We start from the raw sequence: 22,323 nt of genomic DNA on the forward strand, positions 1-22,323 counted from the left end.
TGCTATTCCGCCGGGACCGCAGTGTGATCCACGAAGAACGGCTCGCGCGATCTGCGCTCCTTCCACGCTTTCAACCCTTCGGTGAACGGATAGAGCATCTGCTCGCGGATCGACATGCGGCGGCCGCCTTCCATGCCGAGCAGCTCTGCCTCACCATCGATGCAGGTGCCGAACATGCGGTCGATGAAGATGAAGGTGTTGGCGTAGTTGCTGCGGGTCGATTCAAAGTCCTGCGAATGATGCAGGCTGTGATGCTCGGTGGTGTTGAACGTCCAGCGCCACCAGCGCGGGCTGTTGAAGCGCACATTGATGTGCTGGTAGGCGCCCACCGACATGCCGATGGCACCCGCCAGCAAGAACGCGCGCGGCAGGAAATCGAACAGGCCGCCGATGCCGAGCCCGATCAGGAACAGCTCCACCGGATTGCCCACCGCGCCTTTATGAACGTTGAGCTGGGTGATGTAGTGGTGCACCGAGTGCGGCAGCCACAGCGGGTACCAGTTGTGCATCCCGCGATGCATCCAGTACTGGCCGAAATCGAAGATGAAGATGATCAGGAAAGCCTGCAAAAGCAGCGGCAATCCCGTAAACCACGCGAATTTTTCAAGATGCAGGCCGCCCTGGATCGCCTCGATCGCGACATCGCTGCCGATGTAGTTTTCCGCAAGATTCACCATGGTGGCCGATACGCCGACATAGAACAGGTCGGTCGCCAGTTCTTTCCAGGTGATCTGCCAGCTCTTGTGGCGCGGGTTGGTGAGTTCGAGGATCTGCAGGATTACGCGGAAGCCGATCCCGATACCGATCGCGGTCGATGCCTTCGCGATGGAATTCGGCGCATAGTACCAGAAAGCGATCATCCCGAAGAAGACGGCGGGCTGAAACCAGGTGAAGAACAGGCGCTTGAACGGCCCGCCCTCGACCTTGGGAATGTTGTCCCACCCGATCGTTACCGGCGACTGGGTGCCAACAATCCGTTTTCCGACTCGAATACCGTCCATCACGCGTCCCCATGGTGCGGTGCAGCGAGCGGGAGGATGGCAAATATTTGACGGTCGTCAAGCCCGTAGCATCGGCGCTTTAGGGCCAGTTCATGCCGCAGTGCCGCGCCGTATGCGCTGCACTGCGGCATGAGTATTACGATTTATTACGTCACAGGTTCTCGAGCACATACTCGGCCGAGGAAACCTTGAAGTCGCCCGGCGCTTCGACATGGATCTGCTCGACTGTGCCATCGTTGACGACCATGGCGAACCGCTGGCCGCGAATGCCGAGGCCGAAGCCGGTGCCATCCATCGTGAGGCCGAGCGCCTTGGCGAAATCGCCGTTGCCATCCGCCAGCATGGTGACGTCGGCCGAACCGGCGGCGGCGCCCCAGGCCTTCATCACGAAGGGATCGTTCACGGCGGTGCAGGCGATCTCGTCGATGCCCTTGGCGCGGATCTCGTCGGCCTTCTGCACAAAGCCGGGCAGGTGCTTGGCCGAGCAGGTGGGGGTGAAGGCGCCGGGGACCGAGAACAGCGCAACGCGCTTGCCGGCAAAGTATTCAGCGGACTGCACCGCATCGATGCCATCGGCAGTGGCTTTCACCAGCTTCACGTCAGGCAGCTTGTCTCCAACCGCAATCGTCATGGGCAAGGATCCTCTTTGTTGTGTTGATCTGTGCGTTGATGCGCATGGGCCGATATAGGCCCGGTATGTGACAGCGCAACCGCCGCCGGGATGGTAAGTCCGCTTCGCCGCGAGTCTTGAAGGACGGGTGAATCCCGAGCGCGCTTCCGGTTCCCGAAGTCGGGAGGCTTTGTGGGCAATTTTGGGACATGCGGCTGGACAGCCTTGCGCCGATCACCGCGGCGCTTGCGGAATATGGCGGCGAGGAGTTGGCGCAGGTGGCCGAGCATCCCATCCGGCGAATACGATCAGGTACCGCCCGAAGGTGATATAAAGACTTCTTTATATCCCCATTGCGCATTGGTGAGAGGCCCGCTAAGAGAGTGGCAATCCTGCCATCGTCTTGGCGGGCTTTTTCGTTTGATCTGCAATCTTGGAGACTGCCTCGTGGCCAGCGTGCTTGACGCCCGGAAAGACTATGTGATCGCCGATATCGGCCTTGCCGATTTCGGGCGCGCCGAAATCAGGATTGCCGAGACCGAAATGCCCGGCCTCATGGCCCTGCGCGAGGAGTTCGGCGCGTCGCAGCCGCTCAAGGGCGCGCGCATTACCGGCTCGCTCCACATGACGATCCAGACCGCCGTGCTGATCGAGACGCTGACTGCGCTCGGCGCCGAAGTGCGCTGGGCGACTTGCAACATCTTCTCGACGCAGGACCACGCCGCCGCCGCGATTGCCGCGTCGGGCGTGCCGGTCTTCGCGATCAAGGGCGAGAGCCTCGCCGAGTACTGGGACTATGTCGGTTCGATCTTCACTTGGGACGCCGAAACCCCGGGCCAGACTGCCAATATGATCCTCGACGATGGCGGCGATGCCACCATGTTCGCGCTGTGGGGCGCCCGCGTTGAGGCTGGCGAGACGCTGTTCGAGCCGAGCAACGCCGAAGAGATCGAGTTCGTCCGCGCGCTCAAGGCCTTCCTCAAGGCGAAGCCGGGCTACCTGACCGAGACGGTCAAGAACATCAAGGGCGTCTCGGAAGAGACCACCACGGGCGTCCACCGGCTCTATCAGATCGCCAAGGAAGGCAAGCTGCCGTTCCCCGCGATCAACGTGAACGATTCGGTGACCAAGTCGAAGTTCGACAACCTTTATGGCTGCAAGGAATCGCTGGTCGACGCGATCCGCCGCGCCACCGATGCCATGCTCGCCGGCAAGGTCGCCTGCGTTGCCGGCTTCGGCGATGTCGGCAAGGGTTCGGCCGCTTCGCTCCGCAACGGCGGCGCGCGTGTCATGGTCACCGAAATCGATCCGATCTGCGCGCTGCAGGCGGCGATGGAAGGCTATGAAGTCGTGACGATGGACGAGGCGGTCAAGCGCTGCGACATCTTCGTGACCGCAACCGGCAACGAGGATGTGATCACCGCCGATCACATGAAGGCGATGAAGCCGATGTCGATCGTGTGCAACATCGGCCACTTCGACAGCGAGATCCAGATTGCGGCGCTCGACAACTACAAGTGGACCGAAGTGAAGCCGGGCACTGACCTCGTCGAGTTCCCGGACGGCAAGCAGATCATCATTCTCGCCAAGGGCCGCCTGGTGAACCTGGGCTGCGCCACCGGCCACCCCAGCTTCGTGATGAGCGCGAGCTTCACCAACCAGACGCTGGCGCAGATCGAACTGTTCACCAACCCCGAGCAGTACAAGAACGACGTGTACGTGCTGCCCAAGCACCTCGACGAGAAGGTCGCGGCGCTGCACCTCGCCAAGCTTGGCGTGCAGCTCTCGAAGCTGAGCGAAAAGCAGGCGGCCTACATCGGCGTGCCTGAGCAGGGCCCGTTCAAGCCGGACCACTATCGCTACTAAGCTTCGCTGGAGGTCTGCGGCCTCCACTGGACGGAACGAGGCCCGCGCTGATGCGCGGGCCTTTTTCGTGCGCCCACCCCACAGCTTGTGGCCTGCCTGACATTGTAATTTGCCGCGCCGCACCCTAGCCAAGCAGGGATGGTCCTGCCGCCGTTTGCCCTTGTTCTTGTTGCGCTTGTCCTTGCGGCCTGGACGCTGGGAGCCGCGTGGGCGGTGCTGTCTGCCCGCGCGCGCCTCGCCCGGGCCGAAGCGACGCAGCGGCTGGCCCGCCGGCTTTCGCGCATGATCGAGGAAGCGCCCGCGCTGCCCCTGCTTGTGCGGGCGGACGGACGAATCGAGGGGCCCTCGCGGCTTGCGAGCTGGCTCGGCCTCGACGCAGTGCCCGGTTTCCTCAGCGAACTGGATGCCGGTGAAGTGGGGCTCGACGAAGTTCAGCTCTCGCAGCTCAGCGATGCGGTGCGCAAGGCGCAAAAGACCGGCGCGCCATTCGAGCTGGCGCTGAGCCCGCGCGGCGGCAAGCGCAGCCTTGGTGCGCGGGGCCATCTCGCCGATCCGCAGGTCTCCCCGGGCGGCGCGGCGCTGGTGTGGTTCTTCGACTTTACCGAAAGCGTGGCAGAGCTGCGCCGGTTGCGCGCCGAGGCCGCCTCTGCGCGGGCCGATTTTTCCGCGCTGGCAGGCCTGATCGAGGCGGCACCGCTGCCGATGTGGTTCCGCGGACCGGACATGGCGCTGCGGCTCGTCAACAGCGCCTATGTCAAGGCAGTCGGGGCCTCCAGCGCGGCGGATGTGGTCTCCGCAGGAACCGAACTGATCGAGCCGATCGATGGGGTGAGCGCGGCCAAGATCGCCCAGCAGGTCTTCAACCGCCGCCTCGCCGTCGAGCGGGTGGTCTCGGCGACCATCGGCGGGCAGCGCCGGTCGATCCGCGTTTCGGATCTCCCGTTGGGCGACGACGGGGTTGCCGGCTATGCGGTCGATACCGAGGAAATGGAGGAGTTGCAGCGCCAGTTCCGCCGCTTCCGCGAAGCGCAGCGCGAGATGCTCGATACGCTCTCGGCGGGGATCGCGCAGTTCGACGAGAAGCGCAATCTGGTCTTCGCCAACCAGCCGTTCCTGCGCATCTTCAGCGTGCCGCAGGCCTGGGTGGTCGATACGCCGCCGTTCGACCGCGTGCTCGACCGCATGCGCGACAGCGCGCGCCTGCCCGAAGTGCGCGACTTTCCGGAATGGCGGCGCGAGCGGCAGGGCTGGTTCCTTTCGCGCGAGCCGCGGGAGGAATCATGGCACCTCGGCGACGGCACTCATCTGCGCGTGATCGGTCAGCCGATGCCGGACGGCGGCCTCCTCATGATCTTCGAGGATCGCACCGAGCAGCTCCAGCTTTCCGCGACCCGCGATACCTTGCTGCGCACGCGCACGGCAACCTTCGACAATCTGTTTGAATCGCTGGCGGTGTTCGGCCCCGATGGCCGCCTGCAGCTGTGGAACCGGCGCTTTGCGAGCGAAATGGGGCTGGAGGAGGAATTTCTCGCCACGCATCCGCGCGCCGATGCGCTGCTCAGCCGGATGGCCAAGATGCTCAAGCGCCCCGCGCAAGTGAGCACGATTGGCCAGGTGATCCAGTCCGCATCGCTGGAGCGCAAGCAGCAGAGCGGGCGCATCCTGCTCGCCGATGGACGCTCGTTCGCGATCGCGGGCGTGCCGCTGCCCGATGGCAACGGGCTGCTCACCGTGCTCGACATAACCGATTCCGAGAAGGCCGAGGCGGCGCTGCGCGAACGCAATGCGGCGCTGGTCGAAGCGGATGCAGTCAAGACGCGCTTCATCGCCAACATGAGCTATGAATTCCGCACCCCGCTCACCTCGATCGGCGGGTTTGCCGAACTGCTGCAGAGCGGGATCGCAGGCGACCTCACCCCGCAGGCGCAGGAGTACGTGAGTGCAATCCTCACGTCGGTCGAGCGGCTTGGCGAGCAGATCGAGAATGTGCTCGATCTTTCGCAGAGCGAGGCGGGTACGCTGCCGCTGGCGGCCGAGCCGGTCGATCTGTTTCCGCTGCTGGGCGATGTGGTGCGCGAGCGGGCGGAGCGGCTGACCGAGGCCGGGATCACGCTCGACTTGCGGGGGAGTGCCGCCATCGGCAGCGCAACCGGTGACCGCAAGCGACTGCGGCGGCTGTTCGGCCAGCTGATCGACAATGCGATCACCGCGACCCCAAAGGGCGGGCGCATTCTTGTCGAAGCCTCGCGCCGAAAGGGCGGCAAGGCCGGGAAAGGTGCGCTGCAGGTGGTCGTCTCCGACAATGGGCAGGGGATGGACCCGGCGCAACTTGCCCGCGCGCTCGAAGGACTCAAGATCAGCGCTGACGGTCGTTCGGTCGAGCGGCGCGGCGGGGTCGGCCTGCCACTCGTTCGCCAGCTTGTCGCCGCGCATGGCGGTTCGTTCGAACTGCTTTCTGAAAAGGGTGAGGGAACCAGCGCCGTGGTGACGTTACCATAAGAGAATTTGGACCATGAGGGAATTTGGGCCGTGAAGGAGTTCTGGCCATGATCATACCGCTCCCGGACCTTTCCGCGACCGACGCACTCGCCCGCCGGATTGCCACGCTGCTGCATCCCGGCGATGTGATCGCGCTCAGCGGCGGGCTCGGCGCGGGCAAGACAACGCTTGCGCGCGCGATTATTGCGGCGCTTGGCTACCAGAGCGAAGTGCCCAGCCCCAGCTTCGCGATCATCGAGGTTTATGATCCCCCGGCGCTGCGGATGCGCGTGGTCCATGCCGATTTCTACCGGCTTGAAGACCCCGAGGAGGCAGCCGAACTCGGCCTCGACGACTACCGCGCCGATGCCGTGCTGATCGCGGAATGGCCTGAACACGCCGGCGGTTTCGCGCATGAACCGGCGTGTTTGTCGATAAGGCTGGAAATCCTTGAAAACGAGCGCGTCGCCATTGTCGAGGCGGGGCCGGATTGGCTAGAGCGCAGAGGATGGACGTGACCTCCACTGCAATGCAGGCCCCTGAAAGCGCTCTTCCCGAGGGCGCGCACCCGTTTCTTGCCGCCGCTGGCTGGGGCACTGCCGTGGTCGAGCCGATCCCCGGCGATGCTTCGGCGCGGCGCTATTTCCGTCTGCGACGTCCCGGCGCGACCGCCATGCTTATGCATGCGCCGCCGCCGGGTGAGGATCCCGAACCGTTTCTGCGTGCCGCGCGCTGGCTTGACGCCAACGGCATGCGCGCGCCGCAGATCTTTGCCGAGGATGCGGCAAAGGGATTCGTGCTGCTGCAGGATTTCGGCGAAGTGCGCATGCGCGAATACGTCGATGCCTGGCCGCAGGACGAGCGCGAGGTCTACACTCATGCGGTCGATGCGCTGCTGCAATTACACCGCCTGCCGCCCGGGCCATTCACGCTCTACTCGCTTGCCGAGTACCAGCGCGAGGCGCGGTTGTTCGTCGAATGGTATTGCCCGGTGCAGGGGCTTGGCGTCGATCATGCCGGTTGGACGCAGGCGTGGGAGCAAGTGCTCGGCCCGCTGTTATCGCGCCAGCGTCCGGGTGTGACGGTGCTGCGCGACTATCATGCCGAGAACATCATGCTTCATGGCGGGATCGACAAGCAGGGCCTGCTCGATTTCCAAGACGCGCTGGTCGGACACGCGGCCTACGATCTCGTATCGTTGCTGCAGGATGCCCGGCGCGATGTCGATCCGGCAATCGAGCAGGCCATGCTCGACCACTATATCGCGGTAAGCGGCGCGGACGCCCATTTTGCTGAGGACTATGCGCGGCTCGGCGCACAGCGCAATGCAAAGATCGTGGGCATTTTCGTACGGTTGTGGCGGCGCGATGGAAAGCCGCGCTACCTCGATTACATCCCGCGCGTATGGGGCCTGCTGGAGCGTGATCTGGCGCATCCGGTGCTGGCCCCTGTTGCGCGCTGGTTCGATGCCAACGTGCCGGCGGACCTGCGCGACCCGGCGAAGCGGCTTGGCGGGACATTCCCGGCATGACGAAGCTCGATCGTTCTTTGGCCAGCGATGTCGCGATGGTGCTCGCAGCCGGAATCGGCAAACGGATGCGTCCGCTGACTGCCACCCGGCCCAAACCGCTGGTTCGCGTCAATGGTCGTGCCCTGATCGACCACAGCCTCGACAAGCTGGTCGAAGCGGGAGTTTCGCGCGCGGTGGTCAACGTGCATTACCTGCCCGGGCAGATCGAGGCGCATCTTGCCCAGCGCAGCGCGCCTGCCTTCGCCGTTTCGGACGAGCGCGAGGCGCTGCTCGAGACGGGCGGCGGCATGGTCAAGGCGCTGCCGCTGATCGCTGCCGATCCGTTCTTCTGCCTCAATAGCGACAACGTTTGGCTTGATGGGCCGCAGAACGTGTTTGCGGCCTTGAGCGCGGCGTGGGATCCGGCGCAGATGGACGCGCTGCTGCTGCTCGTCAGCCACGCGCGGGCATTCAACTATACGGGGCGCGGTGATTTCCACCTTGATCCCTTGGGCCGAATCAGCCGCCGCAAGCCCGGCCGGGTGGCGCCGTTCATCTATACGGGCATTCAGATCGTCTCGCAGCGCTTGCTGCGCGATGCCCCGCAGGGGGCCTTTTCCACCGGTGTGTTGTGGGACCGCGCCATCGCGGAAGGGCGGCTCTATGGCATTTCGCACAACGGCCTCTGGTTCGAAGTCGGCGCGCCCGAGATGATCGCGCCGACCGAGGCCGCCTTGCAGCGTGGCTGAGCGAGGGCCCGGCGTCTATTCGATTGCCGCGCACCGCGGCTTTGCCGACGCACTCGTGGCGGGGCTCATCCCCCGTTATCGCGAGGAAGGCTTCGGCTTGGCGCGGCTGACTCTGCTGCTGCCAACCCGCCGCGCCGTGCGCATCGTGACCGAGGCTTTCATCCGTGCGAGCGGCGCAGAAGGCGGCGCTGGCGGCCTCCTGCTCCCGCGCATGGCAGTGGTGGGCGATCTCGATCTCGACGAGACGCTGGGGCCGCTGCTCGATCCGCTGGGTGAGGGCGCCGACCTGCCACCGGCGGCCGATCCCACCGCGCGGCTGCTGGCGCTGGCAGACATGCTCCGCAGCGATCCCGATACGCGCGCAACATCCGCGCCGGGGCTCTTGCGGCAGGCGCGTTCGCTGGCACAGGCGATGGACAGGCTCGCGGTCGAGGATGTCGCGCTGGAGGCGCTGCTCGACCCTGAAGTGGTCGGGCTGGTCGGCGAACTGGCGGAGCACTGGCGGCGAGGGACTGCGCAATTCGCCCGCATTCTGGCGCATTGGCAGGCCCGGTGCGAGGAGCGCGGTGAGATCGATGCGCCGGTGCGGCGGGGCCGCCTGCTGGCACATGTGGCCGAGCGTTGGCGGCGTGAGCCACCGCCTTTTCCGGTTGTGGCTGCGGGCGTGACATCGGCAGCGCCTGCGGTCGCGCGATTGCTACGGGTGGTTTCGGAATTGCCGCAAGGCGCGGTGATCCTGCCCGATCTCGATCTGGCATTGCCTGATGCAGTCTGGGACGCGCTGGGCGTAGCGGGCAATACCGAGCGGCCCGATGCGCCCGTCTTCGCGCGCGGCGATGTGACGACGCATCCGCAATATCACCTCAAGCTCCTGCTGGCGCGCATGGGAATTGCGCGCGGGGAAGTGCAGGCGTGGCACCGCTCCGGTCCGGCGGCCGCGCCACCTGCGCGCAGCCGGGCAATCTCGAACCTGTTCCTGCCGCCCGAGGCGAGCACGGTCTGGGCCGAGCTGCCCGCGGAAGCCCGGCGGCTTTCGGGCGTGCGCCTGATGGAGACCGCACACCCGGAAGAAGAGGCGCAAGCGGTTGCGGTGATGGTGCGGCAGGCCTTGGCCGAGCCGGAAAAGCGCGTGGCGGTGATCACGCCGGACCGCGATCTGGCGCAGCGGCTCGTCGCGCATCTGGAGCGCTGGGGGATCGCGGCAGACGACACGGCGGGCCGGCCACTATCGCAAATGCCGGCGGGGCGGCTGCTGCTCCAGCTCGCCGAGATTGCCGCGACCGCTGCGGCCCCGGTGCCGCTGCTGGCGCTGCTGGGCCATCCGCTGGTGCGGCGCGGCGAAGAGCGCGCGGCGTGGCTGGAGCGTGTGCGACAGCTCGATCTCGCGCTGCGCGGGCCGCGTCCGGGGCCGGGACTGGAGGCTGTGCGCAGCGCCGTGGCAGCGAGAGAGAAGGCCTACCCCGGCCTTGCTGCATGGTGGGACGAGGTAGCGGCCATTCTGGCGCCGCTGACGGACGATGCGGTGCCGCCTTCGCTGGCTCTTGGGCTCGATACCTTGGCCGAAGTGGCAGAGGCCCTGTGCGGTGCGGCGATCTGGGGTGAGGCCGACGGGCGCGCGCTGGCAGCTTTCATCGAACAATGGCGCGAGGCGGCGCAAGGCATCCCGCTGCCGGTGGAGCCAGCCGATCTGCACGCACTGCTAAGCGATGCGCTTGCCGAGATCGCAGTGCGCCCTCCCTATGGCGGCCATCCGCGCCTTTCCATTTACGGCTTGCTCGAAGCGCGGATGAGCCGGGCCGAGTTGGTGATCTGCGCCGGGATGACCGAGGGCAAATGGCCCGCTGCGCCCGCGCCCGATCCCCTGCTGGCACCCCCGGTGATGCGCGCGCTGGGCATTCCCGGCGCCGACTTCCGCATCGGGCTTGCTGCGCATGATCTGGCCGCAGCGCTGGGCGCGCCGGAAGTCGTGCTGAGCCATGCGGCGCGCGACGCGTCCGGGCCGGTAATCCCCTCGCGCTTCCTGCTGCGCTTCCGCGCGATGCTGGGGCGTGAGCTGGAGCGCGAGACGGAAGCGGTGCGCATTGCCCGCGCGCTCGACAAGGCTCCGGCTGCGTCAGCTTATCCGCAGCCCGAGCCCATGCCGAGCGCGGAGCAGCGCCGTGTCAGCATCGCCTCGACCGCGCTCGACCGGCTGCGGGGCGATCCCTACCAGTTCTATGCTCAGGCGATCATGGGCCTGCGCAGGCTCGATCCGCTCGATGCCGCGCCGACAGCGGCGTGGCGCGGCACGGTGGTGCACGCGGTGCTGCAGCAGTGGCACGATGGCGGCAGCACGCGCGGCGAACTCTTGCCGCTGGCCGAGCGCACTCTGGCCGACCTGAGCGCACACCCCTTCATGCGCGGGCTGTGGCGGCCCAGGCTGCTGGCGGCGCTGCAATGGGTGGAGGACCACAACGCCGAACTCGCCGTGCAGGGCCGGCAGCCGGTGCTGTGGGAGAAGACCGGTGCGACCGAGATCAAGGGCGTGACGATCCATGGCCGGGCAGACCGGATCGACCGCCTCGCCGATGGCACGTTGGCGGTGGTCGATTACAAGACGGGCAAGCCGCCATCGGGCAAGATGGTGCAGGAAGGCTATGCGCTGCAGCTTGGCCTTGTCGCGCTGATCGCCGAGCGCGGCGGGTTTGCAGCGCTGGGCGGCAAGGCGCATGGGTTCGAATACTGGTCGCTGCAGAAGAAGGTGGACACCTTCGGCTATTGCGAGGAGCCGGTGCCAGGCGGTCGCAAGATAACCGGCCTGCCGCGCGAGGAGTTTGTGGCGACGACGGAGGCCTTCCTGATCGAGGCCATCGACAAGTGGATTTTGGGCTCGGAACCCTTTACCGCGCGGCCCAATCCGGATCTGCCCGGCTATACCGACTATGACCAGCTGATGCGGCTCGAAGAGTGGCAGGGGCGGGGGGCGACGTCGGCATGAGCAAGGTCTATCCGCTTCAGGACAACCAGCGCCTTGCCGTGCAGCCCGAGCGGACGGTGTGGCTATCGGCCTCTGCCGGTACGGGCAAGACGCAGGTCCTGTCTGCACGGGTGCTGCGCTTGCTGCTGCAGGACGGGGTCTCGCCGGATCAGATCCTCTGCCTCACGTTTACCAAGGCGGGCGCCGCCGAAATGGCGACGCGCGTCAATGATGTGCTGGCGCGCTGGGTGCGGCTGCCGGAAATCGAATTGGCCGCAGAACTCAGGGCGATCGGCGCGTCCTATGGTCCGGCGGTGACCGCGCGCGCGCGCAGCCTGTTTGCCGCGGTGCTCGATTGCCCCGGTGGTGGCCTTAGGATCGAGACGATCCATGCGTTTTCGCAGTGGCTGCTCGGTGCGTTCCCGGCCGAGGCGGGACTCGTCCCCGGCACGCGCGCGATGGAGGACCGCGACCGCGATCTGCTGCTGCGCGAAGTGCTGGCGGACTTGCTGATCACCGCGCAGGAGCAGGGCGACGATGCGCTGTTCGCCGCGCTGGAGGACCTCAGCCTGCGCATGGGCGAGGATGCCGTGCCGGCGTTCCTGCTGCGCTGCGCCTCGGCCCACGCGCTGTGGGAAGGGCGGGGGGCATGGCAGCCGCCGCTGCGCCAGCGCATCAACCGGCTGCTGGGTCTGGATGCCGAGGAAGACGGTTCGGGGCTCGCCGCTCTGCTGCACGACGCGGCATTCGATGTTTCCGCCGTCGAAGTCTGCATGGAGGCCAACCAGCGCTGGGGGGCACGAACCGGCCTTGATGCCGCATCGATCATGCGCGATTGGCTGGAAGCAAGCCCGGCGGCGCGGATGGCCGGGCTCGATGATTTTGCCGGGCAGTTCCTGACCAAGGCTGGCACCGCGCGCTCGTCGAAGAACCTTGAAAAGCATGAGCCAGCATATGCCGACTATCAGGCGCGTGTGATCGCGGCGCTGGAGCCGGTGTTCGAGCGCCGCGCGCTGGTCGCACTCGCCGCGCGGCTCGATCCCGCGCTCACGCTGGGCCGGCGCTTTGCGCTGGCCTGGGCCGAGGCGAAGGCGCGCGAGGGCTTCATCGATTTCGATGACCAGATCCGCGCGGCGGCCGATCTGCTGACGAAGCAGGCTCCGGCGGAATGGATCCGCTACAAACTGGATCGCCGCTTCGATCACATACTGGTCGACGAAGCGCAGGATACCAACACCGCGCAATGGCGCATCGTGCTCGATGGTCTGGTCGGCGATTTCTTCAGCGGCGAAGGGCAGCGGGAAGATGTGAACCGCACGCTGTTCGTGGTCGGTGACTACAAGCAGGCGATCTTCGGCTTTCAAGGCACGAGCCCGGAGAACTTCGCTGCCGCGCGCGAACGGGTGAAGCGGCAGCTTGATGAGCTGGCCGAGGCCACGGCAGACCCGGCGAAGGCGCTGCTGCCGCTGGGGCTGGGCCGGTCCTATCGCACGGCGGCTTCGGTGCTTGCCTTCGTCGACCGCGCGATCCACGCGATCGGTCCGGATCGGTTCGGCCTGCCCGAAGCGCCCGAGGTGCATCGCGGGGACGAGGCGCGTCCGGGCCTTGTCACGCTTTGGCACACTGTCGGCGGCGCGGCTGACGACGACGATGACGCGCCGCCGGGCGAGGGCGATGAGGGCGCAGAGACCTGGCTCTCGCGGCCGGACCGGGTGATGGCCGACCAGATCGCGATGCAGGTACGCCGCTGGCTCGATACCGACTTTCCGCTGCACAAGGGCGGTCCGCGCCGGGCGACACCAGGCGATATCATGGTGCTGGTGCGGTCGCGCAAGGCGCTGGCGGGCCTCATTGTCGCACGGCTCCACGCGCGCGGGGTGCCGGTGGCGGGGGTCGACCGGTTGCGGCTCGGCGCGCCGCTGGCGGTGAAGGATCTGGTCGCCGCATTGCGCTTCTGCGCGCAGCCGCTTGACGACCTCAACCTCGCTTCACTTCTGGTTTCTCCGTTGGTGGGCTGGTCGCAGGACATGCTGCTGGAGCATGGCTACCGCGCCAAGGGCGTGCGTCTGTGGGATCACCTTCGGCAGACCGAGGGCCCCGCGACCTATCCGGCGCTGGAGCAGCTGCGCGGTGCGCTCGCCCGCGCCGATTTCGGCACGCCGGCGCAATTGCTGCACTGGCTGCTGGTGGGGCCGTGGCAGAGCCGCTGCAAGCTGGTGGCGCGGCTCGGCGAGGAAGCCAATGATCCCATCGATGAGCTGATCAATGCCGCCATGGCCTATGCGGGCGGCCAGACGCCGAGCCTTGTCGGCTTCCTGCAGTGGTTCGACGCGGGCGATGGCGAGCTGAAACGGGAGGCGGGCCAGAAGGCCGATCTTGTCCGCGTGATGACGGTGCATGGCTCGAAAGGCCTGGAGGCGCCGATCGTGATCCTGGCTGATGCGGCAGCCGATCCGGACAAGTCCATGCCGCGCGGGCTGGCGCTTGAAGAACTGGTGGTGGACGAGCGGCGCAAGGTGCCGCTGCCGCCCTTGCGCAAGGGCGAACAGGCGGGGCCGGTCCGCGAAGCCGCCGAAAAGGCGGCGGCAGACGAGCGGGAAGAGCACTGGCGCCTGCTCTATGTCGCCATGACCCGTGCCGAGGAAGCGCTGTTCATCGGCGGCGCGCTGGGCAGCAAGGCGAAGGAGCCGCCGCCGGAAAGCTGGTACGCGCAGCTTGCGCCGCTGTTTGGTGAGGAAGACGGTGTATGGCGCGACGATCCGATCTGGGGCGCCTCGCGTCAGTTGGGCGGGCTCGGCCCGCTCCCGGCGGCAATCGCTGCTGCGCCTCCGCCGGCTGAGCCGGACCAAGACCTGCCCGCCTGGCTTGCCGCGCCGCTCCCTACCGAGCCGCGCCCGCCGCGTCCGCTCGCGCCATCTGGGCTGGGCGAGGCGGGCGAAGCCTCCGATCCGCCTTCGCCGCCGGGGCCTGCCGCCCGAATGGCGGCGCGGCGCGGCACGCTGCTGCACAAGCTGATCGAACGCCTGCCGGAACTGCCCCCTGAAGCCCGCGCGGGGGCCGCGCGAAAGTGGCTTTCGCGCATGGCCGCCGATTTCGACGACGATGCGCGCGAAGCCATGGCGGCGGCGGCGCTGCGCGTGCTGGGCGAACCTGCCTGGGCCGAAGTGTTCGGCGCCGGATCGCTCGCGGAAGTGCCGATTGCCGCTGTCGTCGGCGAGCGGGTGGTAAGCGGTACGCTCGACCGGTTGCTGCTGGCAGAGACCCACGTTCGCGTCGTCGATTTCAAGACCGACCGCCGCCCGCCGGAGGGCATAGCCGAGGTGCCGCTTGCCAGCCTGCGCCAGATGGCTGCCTATGTTGCTGCGCTGGAGGTGATCTATCCGGGGCGCCGCGTGGAAGCCGCTTTGCTTTACACGCACACGCCCCGGCTGATCGTGATCCCGCCCGAGGTGATCACGGCGCACAAGCCTGCCCTTCAGGCCGCGCAGGAAAGCTTTTAGCGCTGTTTTCTTGCGCAGCGCGCCAGACCGCTTACATACCGCACCAACCCCAAGGAGTTTCCTGATATGGCCACCAAAGCCGTTACCGATGCCAGCTTCGCCGCCGATGTGCTCGGCTCTGACAAGCCCGTTCTCGTCGATTTCTGGGCGGACTGGTGCGGCCCCTGCAAGATGATCGCGCCTGCTCTGGAAGAGATTTCAGAAGAATTGGCCGACAAGGTTTCCATCGTGAAGATGGACATCATGGAAAACACCGGTGTTCCCGGCGAGATCGGCGTGCAGTCGATCCCGCTGATGGTGCTGTTCAAGGACGGCAAGCCGGTTGCCCAGAAGCTCGGTGCCGCGCCGAAGAGCCAGCTCAAGGGCTGGCTGGAGAGCGTTCTTTAAGACACCGGGTTGGCAAGGCGCGAGCGGGGTGCAAGACTGTACGTCTGCACCCCTGCTCCCGGAGCCTCACCTTGATGCCGACCCTTCCTGATCGCCGCTTTGCCGTTTTGCTTGCGGCCGGCCTGCTTGCTTCTGCCGCGCCGCTGACCGCACAGGCCGCGCCTGATGGCGAAAACGCTGCGATTGCCCGCATCATCGATGAAGGCATGAACCGCAGCGAGGCGATGACCACCGCCTCCGCGCTGATGGACCGCATAGGGCCGCGCCTCACCAATTCCGAGAACCATCGCAAGGCGGAGAGCTGGGCGATGGAGCAGATGCGCAAGCAGGGACTTGCCAATATCCATGTCGAGCCGTTCGATTTCGGGCTCGGATGGAATCTCGACAGCTATTCGGTGGCGATGGTCAGCCCGCGCGTGCTGCCGCTCACCGCCATACCGGTCGCTTGGTCGCCGGCCACTGCCGGAACCGTGCGCGCGTCGGTCGTGATCGCGCCGATGTCGCGCGAGGAGCACTTTGCCGAGTGGAAGGGCAAGCTGGCCGGCAAGATCGTGCTGGTTTCGCTGCCCGGGCAGACGAGCGAGAGCAAGGGGCCGGTCTTCCAGCGCTATACCGACGCAGAGATTGCCGAGCTCGATACCTATACCAAACCGGCGTTCGATCCTGACGCGACGGCGCTGCAAGTCCGCAATCGCCGTTTTCTGGGCAAGCTCGCCGCATTCCTCAAGGCCGAGGGCGCAGTGGCGCTGGTCAAGATGAGCTACCGCGATGGCAAGCTGATCCACGGCGAGGGCTATGATTTCCAGCCCGGCGATACTCTTGCGGTTCCGGCGATCGAACTGGCGCAAGAGGACTATCGCAGGCTCGTGCGCCTCGCCAAGACGGGCGCAGCGCCTGAGATCGCGATTTCCGTGGCGGCCCGCTACGACGAAAGCAACTTGCGCGCAGAGAACGTGGTGGCCGAAATCCCCGGCAGCGATCCCAAGGCCGGCTATGTCATGGCTGGTGCGCATTTCGACAGCTGGATCGCGGGTGACGGCGCCAATGACAACGGCGCGGGCAGCGTGACGGTGCTCGAGGCCGCGCGCCTGATTGCCAAGCTCGGCGTGAAGCCGAAGCGCACGATCCGCTTCGTGCTGTGGAGCGGCGAAGAGCAGGGCCTGCTGGGCAGCCGCGCCTATATCGAGCAGCACCTTGCGACCCGCCCGGTCGATCCCGCGCTCAAGGGCATCGATTCCTATGCGGCATGGCGCAATGCCTTCCCGATCACGCCGAAGCCGGAATACAGCCAGCTCAAGGCCTATTTCAACATGGACAACGGCTCGGGCCGGTTCCGGGGCATCTACAGCGAGGGCAATCTCGGCGCTGAAAAGCTGCTCAAGGAATGGCTCAGCCCGTTTGACATGCTGGGTGCGGACAAGCTGGTGGTGAGCAAGACCGGCGGCACCGACCATGTGTTCATGCAGGCGATCGGGCTGCCGGGCTACCAGTTCATCCAGGACCCGCTGGATTACGACAGCCGCGTCCACCACTCCAACCTCGATACCGTGGACCACATGCGCGCCGACGACATGCGGCAGGCGGCGGTGGTCATGGCGGGCATGCTGTGGCAGGCCGCCAACAGCGACAAGGAACTGCCGCGCGCCGTGCTGCCGAGCCAGCCTGCGCCGACTGATCCGTTCAAGGTGCGTGATCCCTCGCAGTAAGCGCCTAGTCGGCGGCGCTGCTGCGCTTCACAAACTCTTCGAACAGCGCGGGTGAAGAGGCTGCAAACAGGCCTTTTTGCCCGTGCTGGTCGGTGCGGTAGGGTGAGCCGTCCGGCCGCGCGGCCATGCCGCCCGCTTCGTTGACGAAGAGCACGCCGGCCGCGTGGTCCCACGGTAGGGTCCTCTCGAACACCGAGATATCGTTCACGCCCAGCACGAGGCGGGGATACTGTTCGGCCGCGCAGCGCGGGATATCGACAAGCGTGTACCATGGCGCGATCCGAGCCTGTACGGCGGCGCGCTGGGCGGAATCGAGGAACACGGTGCTGATGGCGGCGATGGGCGGCGTCTGGCCGGTGGGCCGGGCCGTGATGCGTTCGCCGTTTACGAGGGCACCCGTGCCCAGATGCGCGATGCATAGCCGGTCTTGCAGCGGATCGTAAATCCACCCGCTTTGCGTCACGCCGCCATCGCTAAGCGCAAGAATGATGCCGAAGGGCGGCTTGCCGGCGGCGAAATTGTTGGTGCCATCCACCGGATCGATAATCCAGCACAGCCCGCTATCGAGCCGCGCGGAAAGTGCAGGATCGGCATGAACCGCTTCCTCGCCGACAATCGCGGCCTCGGGCATGATCGCGGCAAGACCCTCTGCCAGCATGACTTCCGCTTCGGTATCGGCAATCGTCACCATGTCGTTTGCCGCCTTGGCGATGACTTCATGCGCGGCGAGCGTCTGATAGCGCGGCAGGATCGCTTCGGCGGCAACGCGCCGCATCAGCGCGGCAACGGCGGTGTCCAGTGCAGCGCTCATGAGCGGTAATCGGCGTTGATCGCGATGTAGCCGTGAGTGAGATCGCACGTCCACACGGTGGCACGGCCTTCGCCGAGGCCGAGATCGACCTCGATGGTGATCTCCTGCCCCTTGAGATGCGCGGCGACGGGTGCCTCGTCGTAATCAGCGAGCGGCTGGCCCTCGCGCGCGGCCCAGGTGCCACCGAAGCCGATCGAGAGGCGGTCGCGGTCCGCTGGTTCGCCCGCCTTGCCGACCGCCATGACTACGCGGCCCCAATTGGCATCCTCGCCAGCAATCGCGGTCTTCACCAGCGGCGAATTGGCAATGGCGAGGCCGACGCGGCGCGCGCTTTCGTCGCTCACCGCGCCGCTGACGGTGACTGCGATGAACTTCTGCGCGCCTTCTCCATCACGCACCACAAGGTGTGCGAGCTGGCGGCAGACATCGTGGAGCGCGGCGGCAAAGGCATTGGCGCCGGGGCTGTCTGCCGAGGCGAGCGGAGTATTGCCCGCAGCGCCGGTGGCGAAGGCCAGCACGGTGTCGCTGGTCGAGGTGTCGCTGTCGACCGTGATGCAGGAGAACGTGCGCCGGTTGGCATCCGACAGGCAGGCCTGCAGGAAAGCGGGATCAACCGCCGCATCGGTGAAGACATAGCCCAACATCGTCGCCATATCGGGCGCGATCATGCCCGAGCCCTTGATGATGGCGCTGAGCGTAACCTTGACGTCGCCGACCATGGCCGTGGCAGTCGCGCCCTTGGCGAACGTATCGGTGGTGCCGATGGTGTTGGCAGCCTCTTCCCACGAGCAGGGCTGAGCGCGCAGCGCAGCCTCGATGCCCGCACGGGCCTTTTCCTTGGGCAGCGGCACGCCGATCACGCCGGTAGAGGAAACGAACACCTCCTCACGCGCGCAGCCGAGGTGGCCTGCGACTTGCTCCATGATCGCCTCGACCGCCTCGCGCCCGCGGTATCCGGTGAAGGCATTGGAATTGCCGGCATTGACCACCAGCGCCCGCGCGCGGCCCTGCGCGACGTTCTGGCGGCCGAGTTCGACTTCTGACGAGCAGCAGACATTGCGGGTGAACACACCGGCAACTGCGGTGCCCTCGGCCAGCTCCACGAACGTCAGATCGCAGCGACCCCAGTCCTTGTACCCGGCGCGGGCGATGCGCGGAGTGGCACCGGCGATGGCCGGAAGCGCGGGGAAGGGCTGAGCGAGGGGAGAGCGATCATGGGCCATAGCTGCGGCCCTAGCGCGGGCGGCGGCGCGCTTCAATCGCTGTGGCAAGCGGCGCGGCTTGCAATAATTCTTCGCCGTGGAGGTGGACCTTCGCGGCAAATCGCCCTATCTGCGCCGATGATGCGGCTCCTGCTCGTCCTTCTTGCCCTTCTTTCCGGCCTCTCGCTTTCCGAGGTGGGGTTTTCTACTGCGCGTTCGGAAGTCGTGGGTGCGGCGGCTGGCACGGTGTTCGTGGCCAGTCAGGAGCGCAAGGCTGAAACGGGTCTCAGCAAGGCACAGCGGCCTGCGTGCGAACAGCGCACAATCCGCACTATGGTGCTCCCGGCTCTCGCGTTCATCCACGCGATCAGCATCAGCATCTGGGACCGTCCGCGCGAATAGCGCGCCGCGTTCGATACCAATCCCGCTCCGCCAACGCGCGGACGCCTGACCTGCGCGGCCATTTCGCGCACCCCATTTCACAACAGGAATCCAGCCATGCTCGGCAGCATTGCCAAGGCCATCTTCGGGTCGTCCAACGATCGCTACGTCAAGTCGCTCGACAAGATCGTGCGCGCCATCGCCGCTTATGAGCCCGAGATGCAGGCGCTCAGCGATGAGGAACTGCAGGGCCAGACGGCCAAGCTGCGCGCGCAGCTCGAAGCCGGCAAGACGCTCGACGACATTCTCCCCGAAGCCTTTGCCACCTGCCGCGAGGCTTCGCGCCGCGTGCTGGGCATGCGCCACTTCGATGTGCAGATGATCGGCGGCATCGTGCTCCACCGCGGCGAGATCGCGGAAATGCGCACGGGCGAGGGCAAGACGCTCGTGGCGACGCTCGCCTCCTACCTCAACGCGATCGAGGGCAAGGGCGTCCACGTCGTCACCGTCAACGACTATCTCGCCAAGCGCGACGCGGAATGGATGGGCCAGATCCACAAGTTCCTCGGCCTCACCGTCGGCGTGATCGTGCCCAATATGAACGAGTACGAGCGACGGCAGGCCTATGAGGCCGATATCACCTACGCCACCAACAACGAGCTCGGCTTCGATTACCTGCGCGACAACATGAAGCACGAGCGCAGCCAGATGGTGCACCGCCCGTTCAATTTCGCCGTCGTCGATGAGGTGGACTCTATCCTGATCGACGAAGCGCGCACGCCGCTGATCATTTCCGGCCCGACCGACGACAAGAGCGAGCTTTATGTCTCGGTCGATGCGGTGGTGAAGCAGATCGATCCTTCGCTCTACGAGGCGGACGAGAAGACCAAGAACATCTCGCTGACGGAAGACGGGGTCGAGTGGGTCGAGCGCAGGCTGGAGGACGCCGGGCTGCTGGTCGGCTCGAACCTCTATGACGTCGAGAATACCATGGTGGTCCACCACCTTGATCAGGCGCTCAAGGCCAATGTCATGTTCAAACGTGACATCGACTACATCGTGAAGGACGACAAGGTCGTCATCATCGACGAGTTCACCGGCCGCATGATGGACGGGCGGCGCTGGTCGAACGGTCTGCACCAGGCGGTGGAAGCCAAGGAAGGCGTGCAGATCGAGCCCGAGAACCAGACGATGGCCTCTATCACCTTCCAGAACTACTTCCGCATGTATCCCAAGCTTTCGGGCATGACCGGCACCGCCGCCACCGAGGCGCCGGAATTCTTCGACATCTACAAGATGAACGTCGTCACCATTCCGACCAACGTGCCGGTGCAGCGCCGTGACGAGGAAGACGAGTTCTACAAGAACACGGCTGACAAATTCCAGGCCATCGCGAAGCTGATCCGCGAGCGTTACGAGAGCGGACAGCCGGTGCTCGTCGGCACGGTCTCGATTGAAAAGTCGGAAATGCTGTCTGAATTCCTCAATAAGGAAGGTGTGAAGCACAACGTGCTCAATGCGCGCTTCCACGAGATGGAGGCCCATATCGTGGCGCAGGCCGGACGGCTCGGTGCGGTGACGATCGCCACCAACATGGCCGGGCGCGGCACCGACATCCAGCTCGGCGGCAATTCCGAGTTCCGCATCGAGGATGAGCTGCGCGATGTGCCCGAGGGGCCGGAGCGCGAGGCGGGGATTGCCCGGATCAAGGCAGAAGTCGCCGAGGAAAAGGCCAAGGTGCTCGCCGCTGGCGGCCTTTGCGTGATCGGCACGGAACGGCACGAAAGCCGCCGCATCGACAACCAGTTGCGCGGCCGTTCGGGCCGTCAGGGCGATCCGGGTCTCTCGAAGTTCTACCTTTGCCTCGAGGACGACCTGCTGCGCATCTTCGGGCCGGACACGCTGTTTTCCCGCATGATGAACTCCAACCTTGCCGACGGCGAGGCGATCGGGTCGCGCTGGCTCTCCAAGGCGATCGAGACCGCGCAGAAGAAGGTCGAGGCGCGCAACTACGACGTGCGTAAGCAGGTTGTCGAATACGACAACGTGATGAATGACCAGCGCAAGGTGATCTACGAGCAGCGCGCCGACATCATGGACGCCGAGGCGGTGGATGATGTCGTGCTCGACATGCGTCAGGACACGATCAACGCCGTCGTCGCCGACGCCTGCCCGCCGGGGTCCTATCCCGAGCAGTGGAATGTTGCCAGCCTCGCAGAGCGCGTGGACCACGTGCTGGGTCTTGAATTGCCGCTCGATGCCTGGCTTGAGGAAGAAGGCCTGGAGCCCGAAACCATCGAGGAGCGTATCACTGCGCTTGCCGAGGCGAAGATGGCGGCCAAGCTGGAAACCGTCGATCCGGCATCGTGGCGCAATCTCGAGAAGTCGGTGCTGCTCGAGCGGCTCGACCACCACTGGAAGGAGCATCTGGCAACGCTCGACGCGCTGCGCCAGGTGGTGTTCCTGCGCGCCTATGCGCAAAAGACGCCGATCAACGAATACAAGCAGGAAGCCTTCGGTCTGTTCGAGAAGATGCTCGAAGTGATCCGCGAGGATGTGACCCGCATTCTCATGACGAGCGAAATCCGCATGGGGCCGCCTGAAGACTTCCAGCTGCCTGAACTGCCCGATTTCCTGACCAGCCATCTCGACCCGTTGACCGGCGACGACGATGCCCGTGCGGTGCCGACTGGACAGCTGTTCGGTACCTTCACGCCGCCGATGGCAGGCTCGGGCGCGCCTGCACCCGCAGGGACGGACCCCTATGCCGGGATGGACATCAGCCGCAATGCGCCCTGTCCGTGCGGTTCAGGCCAGAAGTACAAGCACTGCCACGGTACGCTGGCCTGACCGGGCGCACTTCCATCACGCGAGCACCTTCGTGTGATGGAAAAGAAGCCTGATCCAAAGACCTGTTATCGGACGATTTTGATCCGATGGGGGTATGGCTCATTCCGGGTGATGGATGGCCCGGATGCGCCTTTGAAGGCGTGTTCGGGCCATATTGGGCTGCGAGCCGAGTCGATCCGAACATTGTTCCGCTTTGGCGCAGCTTGGGAAAAATTGGATTTAAAACAGCATCTTGGCGATGCCCTAAAGCGTTTGACTCGCAGTCTCGCCGCTTGCTACGCGGAACTGAACCAGAACAGTGGGGCCGCGACGACCG

At 65.8% G+C, this 22,323-nt stretch carries 15 protein-coding genes; 11 read left to right on the forward strand and 4 right to left on the reverse strand.

The genetic code is table 11. The features are described 5' to 3' along the window. Window positions 1–2: 2 nt before the first annotated feature. Window positions 3–1,001, reverse strand: a complete 999-nt coding sequence (locus Q0071_RS01260; protein ID WP_298164398.1) for a sterol desaturase family protein — start codon at window positions 999–1,001, stop codon at window positions 3–5. 151 nt (window positions 1,002–1,152) lie between these two features. Beyond that, window positions 1,153–1,632, reverse strand: coding sequence for a peroxiredoxin (locus Q0071_RS01265; RefSeq protein ID WP_298164401.1), 480 nt, complete (start codon window positions 1,630–1,632; stop codon window positions 1,153–1,155). A gap of 426 nt (window positions 1,633–2,058) precedes the next feature. Here Q0071_RS01265 and ahcY point away from each other — a divergent pair, with 426 nt between their 5' ends. From ahcY to Q0071_RS01310, 9 genes are all read left to right on the forward strand, one after another. After that, the gene (gene ahcY, locus Q0071_RS01270; protein WP_298164405.1) at window positions 2,059–3,477 is read left to right on the forward strand and encodes an adenosylhomocysteinase; all 1,419 of its coding nucleotides are present in this window, start codon (window positions 2,059–2,061) and stop codon (window positions 3,475–3,477) included. A 138-nt stretch (window positions 3,478–3,615) separates the two neighbouring features. Further along, on the forward strand, window positions 3,616–5,976 hold the full coding sequence (locus Q0071_RS01275) for a PAS domain-containing sensor histidine kinase (protein ID WP_298164408.1): 2,361 nt from the start codon (window positions 3,616–3,618) through the stop codon (window positions 5,974–5,976). A gap of 47 nt (window positions 5,977–6,023) precedes the next feature. After that, window positions 6,024–6,473 (forward strand): tRNA (adenosine(37)-N6)-threonylcarbamoyltransferase complex ATPase subunit type 1 TsaE, encoded by a 450-nt coding sequence (gene tsaE, locus Q0071_RS01280; protein WP_298164411.1) that lies wholly within the window; start codon window positions 6,024–6,026, stop codon window positions 6,471–6,473. Between the two features lie 11 nt (window positions 6,474–6,484). Further along, entirely contained in the window at window positions 6,485–7,486 is a 1,002-nt protein-coding gene (locus tag Q0071_RS01285) for a phosphotransferase (protein ID WP_298164508.1), read from the forward strand. Continuing rightward, window positions 7,483–8,214, forward strand: coding sequence for a nucleotidyltransferase family protein (locus tag Q0071_RS01290; RefSeq protein WP_298164414.1), 732 nt, complete (start codon window positions 7,483–7,485; stop codon window positions 8,212–8,214). Before Q0071_RS01285 ends, Q0071_RS01290 begins: the two co-directional genes overlap by 4 nt. Then, the gene (gene addB, locus Q0071_RS01295; RefSeq protein ID WP_298164417.1) at window positions 8,207–11,191 is read left to right on the forward strand and encodes a double-strand break repair protein AddB; all 2,985 of its coding nucleotides are present in this window, start codon (window positions 8,207–8,209) and stop codon (window positions 11,189–11,191) included. Before Q0071_RS01290 ends, addB begins: the two co-directional genes overlap by 8 nt. Continuing rightward, complete coding sequence (gene addA, locus Q0071_RS01300) at window positions 11,188–14,670, forward strand: double-strand break repair helicase AddA (protein ID WP_298164420.1); 3,483 nt, start codon at window positions 11,188–11,190, stop codon at window positions 14,668–14,670. The genes addB and addA overlap by 4 nt, the downstream gene beginning before the upstream one ends. Before the next feature lie 66 nt (window positions 14,671–14,736). Further along, the gene (gene trxA / locus Q0071_RS01305) at window positions 14,737–15,057 is read left to right on the forward strand and encodes a thioredoxin (RefSeq protein ID WP_298164423.1); all 321 of its coding nucleotides are present in this window, start codon (window positions 14,737–14,739) and stop codon (window positions 15,055–15,057) included. Between the two features lie 74 nt (window positions 15,058–15,131). Beyond that, window positions 15,132–16,763, forward strand: coding sequence for a M20/M25/M40 family metallo-hydrolase (locus Q0071_RS01310; RefSeq protein ID WP_298164425.1), 1,632 nt, complete (start codon window positions 15,132–15,134; stop codon window positions 16,761–16,763). Window positions 16,764–16,767: 4 nt separating this feature from the next. Here Q0071_RS01310 and Q0071_RS01315 read toward each other — a convergent pair whose 3' ends face one another. Then, window positions 16,768–17,574, reverse strand: coding sequence for an inositol monophosphatase family protein (locus tag Q0071_RS01315; protein WP_298164427.1), 807 nt, complete (start codon window positions 17,572–17,574; stop codon window positions 16,768–16,770). Further along, on the reverse strand, window positions 17,571–18,797 hold the full coding sequence (gene argJ / locus Q0071_RS01320) for a bifunctional glutamate N-acetyltransferase/amino-acid acetyltransferase ArgJ (protein ID WP_298164429.1): 1,227 nt from the start codon (window positions 18,795–18,797) through the stop codon (window positions 17,571–17,573). Before argJ ends, Q0071_RS01315 begins: the two co-directional genes overlap by 4 nt. A gap of 117 nt (window positions 18,798–18,914) precedes the next feature. Between argJ and Q0071_RS01325 the strand changes: the two genes are divergently transcribed. Both Q0071_RS01325 and secA read left to right on the forward strand, forming a co-directional pair. Then, complete coding sequence (locus tag Q0071_RS01325) at window positions 18,915–19,178, forward strand: hypothetical protein (protein WP_298164431.1); 264 nt, start codon at window positions 18,915–18,917, stop codon at window positions 19,176–19,178. A 96-nt stretch (window positions 19,179–19,274) separates the two neighbouring features. After that, the gene (gene secA, locus Q0071_RS01330) at window positions 19,275–22,007 is read left to right on the forward strand and encodes a preprotein translocase subunit SecA (RefSeq protein WP_298164434.1); all 2,733 of its coding nucleotides are present in this window, start codon (window positions 19,275–19,277) and stop codon (window positions 22,005–22,007) included. Window positions 22,008–22,323 lie beyond the last annotated feature (316 nt).

Origin of the sequence: Novosphingobium sp. (assembly GCF_027486195.1) — a bacterium.
Lineage (GTDB): Bacteria > Pseudomonadota > Alphaproteobacteria > Sphingomonadales > Sphingomonadaceae > Novosphingobium.

Coding starts and splice junctions, on each gene's coding strand:
- secA (WP_298164434.1), top strand. CDS start 19,275: ATGCTCGGCAGCATTGCCAAGGCCATCTTCGGGTCGTCCAACGATCGC.
- Q0071_RS01310 (WP_298164425.1), top strand. CDS start 15,132: ATGCCGACCCTTCCTGATCGCCGCTTTGCCGTTTTGCTTGCGGCCGGC.
- Q0071_RS01275 (WP_298164408.1), top strand. CDS start 3,616: ATGGTCCTGCCGCCGTTTGCCCTTGTTCTTGTTGCGCTTGTCCTTGCG.
- Q0071_RS01290 (WP_298164414.1), top strand. CDS start 7,483: ATGACGAAGCTCGATCGTTCTTTGGCCAGCGATGTCGCGATGGTGCTC.
- Q0071_RS01265 (WP_298164401.1), bottom strand. CDS start 1,632: ATGACGATTGCGGTTGGAGACAAGCTGCCTGACGTGAAGCTGGTGAAA.
- argJ (WP_298164429.1), bottom strand. CDS start 18,797: ATGGCCCATGATCGCTCTCCCCTCGCTCAGCCCTTCCCCGCGCTTCCG.
- trxA (WP_298164423.1), top strand. CDS start 14,737: ATGGCCACCAAAGCCGTTACCGATGCCAGCTTCGCCGCCGATGTGCTC.
- tsaE (WP_298164411.1), top strand. CDS start 6,024: ATGATCATACCGCTCCCGGACCTTTCCGCGACCGACGCACTCGCCCGC.
- Q0071_RS01325 (WP_298164431.1), top strand. CDS start 18,915: ATGATGCGGCTCCTGCTCGTCCTTCTTGCCCTTCTTTCCGGCCTCTCG.
- Q0071_RS01260 (WP_298164398.1), bottom strand. CDS start 1,001: ATGGACGGTATTCGAGTCGGAAAACGGATTGTTGGCACCCAGTCGCCG.
- addA (WP_298164420.1), top strand. CDS start 11,188: ATGAGCAAGGTCTATCCGCTTCAGGACAACCAGCGCCTTGCCGTGCAG.
- Q0071_RS01285 (WP_298164508.1), top strand. CDS start 6,485: ATGCAGGCCCCTGAAAGCGCTCTTCCCGAGGGCGCGCACCCGTTTCTT.
- Q0071_RS01315 (WP_298164427.1), bottom strand. CDS start 17,574: ATGAGCGCTGCACTGGACACCGCCGTTGCCGCGCTGATGCGGCGCGTT.